Here is a 240-nt window from a genome sequence, read left to right on the forward strand (position 1 = left end):
ACGCAGCCAGAACTCAACGGAAAAACTTTCTCCATTGACCCAATCAAACGAACCGTCCGGTTGAACATCAACGCCACTAGAGCCACTGAAAATCTGACCTCCGTCAACCAGACCGCTTATCGGGCCTGGACAGGTGCCGCTGCATTGACCATCATTCAAACCTGTCGCATCAAAGTACACCGGTCCGGATGATTCATCCAGCATCCAATAGGAAACAAGTCCCGCCGGAATAACAGGCGC

General features: G+C 52.1%; 1 pseudogene. It reads right to left on the reverse strand.

The features are described from left to right. A pseudogene (locus ACYQ8U_RS23470) lies at positions 1–240 on the reverse strand (LamG-like jellyroll fold domain-containing protein); the annotation flags it as partial.

The organism is Desulfocastanea catecholica (assembly GCF_054657295.1).